8 protein-coding genes are annotated in these 5780 nt (G+C 61.2%); 2 read left to right on the top strand and 6 right to left on the bottom strand.

The genetic code is table 11. From position 1 onward, the window contains the following. The 3 genes from ACIQ3A_RS13485 to ACIQ3A_RS13475 all read right to left on the bottom strand — a co-directional run. A partial coding sequence (locus ACIQ3A_RS13485) for an acyl-CoA dehydrogenase family protein (protein ID WP_396432242.1) occupies nucleotides 1–218 on the bottom strand: 218 nt, incomplete at its 3' end. Beyond that, nucleotides 215–1012 (bottom strand): alpha/beta fold hydrolase, encoded by a 798-nt coding sequence (locus tag ACIQ3A_RS13480; protein ID WP_396432241.1) that lies wholly within the window; start codon nucleotides 1010–1012, stop codon nucleotides 215–217. The genes ACIQ3A_RS13485 and ACIQ3A_RS13480, both read right to left, overlap by 4 nt. A gap of 37 nt (nucleotides 1013–1049) precedes the next feature. Then, a complete protein-coding gene (locus ACIQ3A_RS13475) occupies nucleotides 1050–2123 on the bottom strand; it encodes a peptidase M29 (RefSeq protein ID WP_396432240.1) in 1074 nt (357 codons plus the stop codon). Nucleotides 2124–2222: 99 nt separating this feature from the next. Between ACIQ3A_RS13475 and ACIQ3A_RS13470 the strand changes: the two genes are divergently transcribed. Together ACIQ3A_RS13470 and ACIQ3A_RS13465 are read left to right on the top strand one after the other, a co-directional pair. Further along, nucleotides 2223–2771: a flavin reductase family protein gene (locus ACIQ3A_RS13470; RefSeq protein WP_396432239.1), complete on the top strand. Its 549-nt coding sequence runs from the start codon at nucleotides 2223–2225 to the stop codon at nucleotides 2769–2771. Then, on the top strand, nucleotides 2768–3202 hold the full coding sequence (locus ACIQ3A_RS13465; protein ID WP_396432238.1) for a MarR family winged helix-turn-helix transcriptional regulator: 435 nt from the start codon (nucleotides 2768–2770) through the stop codon (nucleotides 3200–3202). The genes ACIQ3A_RS13470 and ACIQ3A_RS13465 overlap by 4 nt, the downstream gene beginning before the upstream one ends. Before the next feature lie 6 nt (nucleotides 3203–3208). Here ACIQ3A_RS13465 and ACIQ3A_RS13460 read toward each other — a convergent pair whose 3' ends face one another. The 3 genes from ACIQ3A_RS13460 to ACIQ3A_RS13450 form a co-directional block, all read right to left on the bottom strand. Beyond that, nucleotides 3209–3604 carry a RidA family protein gene (locus ACIQ3A_RS13460; RefSeq protein ID WP_396432237.1) on the bottom strand — a complete coding sequence of 132 codons (396 nt, stop codon included), beginning with the start codon at nucleotides 3602–3604 and terminating at the stop codon, nucleotides 3209–3211. 10 nt (nucleotides 3605–3614) lie between these two features. After that, nucleotides 3615–5288 (bottom strand): AMP-binding protein, encoded by a 1674-nt coding sequence (locus tag ACIQ3A_RS13455; RefSeq protein WP_396432236.1) that lies wholly within the window; start codon nucleotides 5286–5288, stop codon nucleotides 3615–3617. Between the two features lie 155 nt (nucleotides 5289–5443). After that, a partial coding sequence (locus tag ACIQ3A_RS13450) for an acyl-CoA dehydrogenase family protein (RefSeq protein ID WP_396432235.1) occupies nucleotides 5444–5780 on the bottom strand: 337 nt, incomplete at its 5' end.

Raw genomic sequence — 5780 nt, 5'->3', positions numbered from 1 at the left:
GGCACGCACAGCGCCAGCAGGCCCGAGTCGCGCATGTCGTCGTAGTTGGCAAACGGGAACTGTGCGTCGCGGTCGAGCTGCGCGGCACGCGGGGCGAACTTCTCGCGCCCCAATTGCCGAGCCAAAGCCATCAGCTTTTGCTGTTTTTCGGTCAAGGGGTAGTCGTCGCCACAGATGGGCATGACATCTGGTTGAGAGGGGGCTTGCACGTCGGTCATGGTTTCACGTCCTTCAGGAATTTTTCGAGTTCAGCATTGAACGCCTCGGGCTGTTCGTAATGCAGCAAATGCCCAGCCCCGGCCAGACAGGCATAGCGCGCGCCAGGGATCTTTTGCGCCATGCGTTCCATCACGGTGGGCGGTGCGGTGCGGTCATGTTCTGCGGCCAGGCACAGCACGGGCACAGTGAGGGTGGGCAGAGCGGCGCGTTGCTCGAACTGCACCAGCGCATGCAGCGCGGCGCGGTAAGTGGCAGGCGGCACAGCCGACATGCTTTGGTGCGCCGACTTCAGATTGGCGGGGATCGTGTGGGCGGCATCACCACCGGGCGCGGCCATGGTGGGGATCAGCTTGTCGGCGATGTCGCCCATGGTTTTGCCCGCTTCCAGTGGGGCCAGCCGCTGGGCCAGAAACTGCTTTTGAAAATCGCCGTCGCTGTTGCCAAAGGCCGGGCTGCTGGCTGCCAGCACCATGGCCATGATGCGCTCGGGCATCTGCGTCCAAGCTTGCAAGGCCACCATGGCGCCCATGCTGTGGCCGACCAACACCACTTGGTGGATGTGCGCGGCATCCAGCATCTGCCACATGGCCAGGGCGAGGTGCTCAAAGTCATAAGGCGTGAGCATGGCGCTTTCGCCATAGCCCGGCATGTCCCAGGCCAGACTGCGCCAGCCCAGGGTGGACAGGTGCATTTGTTGCTGGGCCCAGCCATGGCGTCCACCGCCCACGCCGTGCAGGAACACCACGGTCGGTTGACCTGACGTACCCACGTCTGTGAAAAAAGGCGTGCTCACATGAAGCCTTGTTTCAAAGAGCCACAATTTGAAGCACTCATGCCAGCGCAGCCTGTTGCACCACACCCGCGTCCACCACCACCGTGTCGTCCAGCATGATGGTGCAGTTGCGCATGGGCAAATCAAAATGGCCCAGTGTGTGGCGCCCTGCCACCTCATTGGCACCCGTTGAGTACAGGAAGTTGCCGGCAAACGCCCGCAGTTCGGTGCCATTGCAATCGCGTTTGTCGTAAAACGCCATGGCATCCCAGCGCGCCGCCGGGTTCAGGCCAAAGCCCACATGCGAGACCGCATAAGCTGCACGGTGGCCTTCGGCGTCTTCCCAGGCTTTCCAGTAGCCACGCATCATGTCCACATCCACCCCGACGCCATCGATTTGGACCACGCTGTCGTTTTCAACCGTCAGGCGAATCGTGTCGCGCAAATAGCTTTTGAAGGTCAGATTCACATCCCCTGGCGCCATGACCAAGGTGCCATTGACGCTGCCCGCTGCCGGAAAAGCCAGCGCCAGCCCGGCGGGCCAATGCGAGACCATGCCCGGCTTGGGGCAAAAGCCCCACACGCCGCCGACCACCGCCTTGTTCAAGGCAATGCGCAAATCCGTGCCGGCACCCGAGGTGACGTGCATGAACTGAGCCCCCCGAAGCTTCTTCATGGCCGCACGCACCAACCCTTCGAGCGCGGGGTCGGGCACCGTTCGTTCCAGAATTTCCGGGTGCTCGTTGGACACCATCAACAGGCGGGGCATGTGGCCATCAACGCCCTTCATGATGGTGGGCAACTCAGGCGCGTGCAACAAACCCTCTACGGTGCAATCGACCACCATATCAACCCGGGCCAATGCAGCGATCACCGGGCCAAGCTGGCCAATCGCATCACTGGCGCCCGTGGACCGCACCGGCGCGGGTGCCGTCAGGGCAGGCGAGGTCAAGGTCACCTCAAAAACTTTGGCGCCCATGCTCTCCAGCGCCAAGCGCGCCAAGTCCACGTTCACACGGCGCGATTGCGTTTCAGCCAAAATAGCCACCACTTCGCCGGGCTGCACTTTGCACAGGGTGAATGTGCGAACGAACGCTGCCAGCCACTTGTGCTCAATTTTTTCCACCAACATGTTGTTCTCCTGAACGGATGGGTAGGGGGCCATAAAAAACCCGCCCCCATTTGAAACAGTTTATATGAATATTCATGTAAAAACATCCATAATCACCCTATGCGCGCGCCCTCACCTAACCTGACCCTGCCCCTTGCCCCTGACTTTGAGCCGACCCATTTCAGGCAGGCGCTGTCCCGATTTGCCACAGGCGTGACCGTTATCACCACCTTTGGTCCAGGGGCGTCAAAAGGGGCCACACACAGCAGCCAATTTGTGGGCATCACAGCGAGCTCGTTCAATTCGGTCTCGCTGACGCCGCCCTTGGTGCTGTGGAGCCTGGGGCAACGCGCCAGCAGCTTGCCGCTGTTTCATGCGGGCACACATTACGTGGTCAATGTGCTGGCGGCAGATCAAGCCGATCTTTGCCAGCGCTTCGCAACAGGCCAGGGCGACCGCTTTGCCAATACCGACTACACCCTCGGACAAGCCGGTCTGCCCATTCTGAACGGTGCACTGGCCTGGTTTGAATGCCACAACCGCAGCCGCCATGAAGAAGGTGACCATGTGATTTTTGTGGGCGAAGTCGAACGATGCGGCTTCACGCAGGCCAGCGCGCCCCTGGTCTATCAAAACGGCCAGTTCACCACAACACACGCGCTGCCATGACCGCTAACTCAGGATTTGTGGATGACTACCTGGCTTACCTGCTGGCGCGGGCCAGTCACCTGATTTCGAGCGAATTTCATTTCGTGGTCGAAGCCAATGGCCTCAGCCTTATCACTTGGCGAGTCATGGCCAGCCTGTCGGGAAAAGACGCTTTGAGTGTGGGCGAACTGGCCGACATCGTGCTGGCCAAGCAACCCACCGTGACCAAGCTGATTGGCCGCATGGAGCAAGACGGTTGGGTCAAACGCTGTGACGCAGCGCATGACAAACGCCAGTCGTTGGTCAGCCTCACACCCGCTGGTCGCCGCAAAGTCAAACCCCTTTTGGCCTTGGCGCGGGCACACGAATCACAGGTCACTGCCGACATCGGCGCATCCGAAGTCGCGCTGCTCAAGCGGGCGTTGGAGCGAATGATCGCCATGCGGGGCTGAACGCCCTCAGGACGGCACCACCGCTGTGACTTCAATCTCGACCTTGGCCCGATCCTCCACCAGATCGGCCACTTGCACCAGCGTCATGGCCGGGTAGTTCTTGCCTATGACTTCCTGGTAGACCTTGCCCAGCTCACGGCCGCGTGCCAAGTATTCCTTCTTGTCTTTGACATACCAGGTCATGCGGGCCATGTGCTGCGGGCCCGCCCCTGCGCAGGCCAACGTGTCGACGATGTTTTGCAAAGCCTGCCGGCACTGCGCAACGAAATCGTCGGTTTCGAATTGAGCCTGTCCGTTCCAGCCAATCATGCCCGCGACAAACACCATGCGACCACGCGCTTCGATGCCGTTGGCATAGCCTTTGGCGGGAGCCCAGCCCTCGGGTTGCAAGACGTTGAACATGGTGCGCTCCTTAAGAATTAATTTGACGCAGCTTGAACCGCTGCAGTTTGCCGGTTTCGGTGCGCGGCAAGGCATCCAGAAAGACGATCTTGCGCGGGTATTTGAACGGGGCAATGGTTTGCTTGACGTGATCTTGCAAGACTTTCTCCATCCCTGCGTCCGGCACATGCCCTGGCTTGAGCACCACGTAGGCTTGCACGATGTGCCCGCGGTCTTCGTCCGGCATTCCGACCACGCCACATTCGGCCACGGCAGGGTGCTGCAACAAAGCCCCCTCGACATCAGGGCCGGCAATGTTGTAGCCCGCCGAGATGATCATGTCGTCGTTGCGCGCCTGGTAGCTGAAGTAGCCATCGGCATCCATGACGAAGGTGTCGCCGGGCAGGTTCCAGCCGTTTTTGACATAGTCTTGCTGGCGCGGGTCGTCCAGGTAGCGGCAGCCGGTGGGGCCGCGCACTGCCAGACGGCCCACGGTGCCAGGGGAAACGGGCTGCATGTTGTCGTCCACAATCTGCGCCACATACCCAGGCACGACTTTGCCAATGCTGCCGGGGCGCACTTGATCGCCCGCACTGGAGATGTAAATGTGGATCACCTCGGTACCACCTATGCCATCGGTCATTTCGATGCCGGTTGCATGCCGCCACAACTGACGGGTGGCATCGGGCAAGGCCTCGCCTGCTGACACGGGGTGCTTCAAGCTCGACAGGTCGAAGTTGGACGCAATCGCCGCCATTTGGCGGTACATGGTGGGCGCGGTGTAGCACTGCGTAGCGCGGTATTTGGCGATGGTCTGCATCAAGGTCTCGGGCGTGTGCTTTTCCAGCAGCACAGTGCTGGCGCCGAAGCGCAATGGAAATGCCAGCAGGCCACCCAAGCCAAAGGTGAACGCAATCGGAGGGGTGCCGCAGACCACGTCGTTTTCGTCCATGCGCAGGATGTGGCGCGGAAACAGGTCGCACATGGCCAGCACGTCACGGTGAAAGTGCATGGTGCCCTTGGGCTTGCCCGTGGTGCCGCTGGTGAAAGCAATCAGGCACACATCGTCACGGCTGGTCGGGTGCGCGGCGTATGCACCACCCTGCCGCGCCATGCGTTGCTCCAGCCCATCGGCGGTATCGCTGCGGAACAGCACCCTCTGTTTCATGCTTTCGACATGGCTGGCGTGGCCGGGCGTCATGCAGTGCTGCAACTCGTCGGCCAGCAAGCTGTCGCACAGCGCGGCGCTGACCTGCGCCTTGTCGATGATCTGTGCCAGCTCGCCTGCACGCAACAGCGGCATGGTCGGCACCGCTACCAGCCCCGCCTTGAGCGCGCCCAACAAACAAGCCGCCATCATGGGGCTGTTGCCGCCGCGCAGCAAAATGCGGTTGCCGGGCACCAAGCCCATGTCCCAGGTCAGCACCTGGGCGATGCGGTTGCTCTTGTCCTGCAGTTGGGCATATGTCCAACTGAAGTCGCCCGAACTGCTGGCGAAGTCGCTCACACCATGCAGCGCGATGCGATCGCCTCGCCCCTCGCTCACCTGCCGGTCCACCAGTTCCACCGCGCAGTTGAGCACCTCCGGATAGTCCAGCTCGGGCCGGTCCGCCATGAACACGGGCAGTTGGTCCTTCGGTGGCAATCGGTCACGCGCAAAGCTGTCTGTGTGGCTGCTGGGCAGCAGTTCGTTCCAGTCCTTCATGTTGTTTGTCTCCTTTTTTTTCTGCTGTGCAGTGCTTGCTGCACCACGCTGTCGAGATGCCCCGGGGGCGGAGGCCGATTTCTGCGTACCCCCGCAGCATGAGGTCCCCGCCCCCGGGGCACCTCGGCAGCTCACCCATCCGGCTGGGATTGGCTTTACCCTTTCAGCACATCCTTGCCAATGATCAGCTGCTGCACTTCGGTGGCACCTTCGTAGATGCGCAAGGCCCGAATTTCACGGTACAGCGACTCCACCATCACGCCTTTTTTCACCCCCATGCCGCCGTGCATCTGCACGGCCATATCGATGATTTGTTGCGCGTTTTCAGTCGCGGTCATCTTGGCCATGGCCGCTTCACGGGTGATACGCTGACCTTGATCGCGCAACCAGGCGGCGCGGTAAGTCAGCAAGGTGGCTCCGTCAAGCATCGTGGCCATCTGGGCGATCTTGGTCTGGGTGATCTGGAAATCACCCAGGCTCTGGCCAAACATC

The sequence above is a fragment of the Limnohabitans sp. genome (assembly GCF_044361985.1).
Taxonomy (GTDB): Bacteria; Pseudomonadota; Gammaproteobacteria; order Burkholderiales; family Burkholderiaceae_C; genus Limnohabitans_A.
Note: the sequence above shows the minus strand (reverse complement) of the source record. Positions and strands in the feature narration are given on the sequence as shown.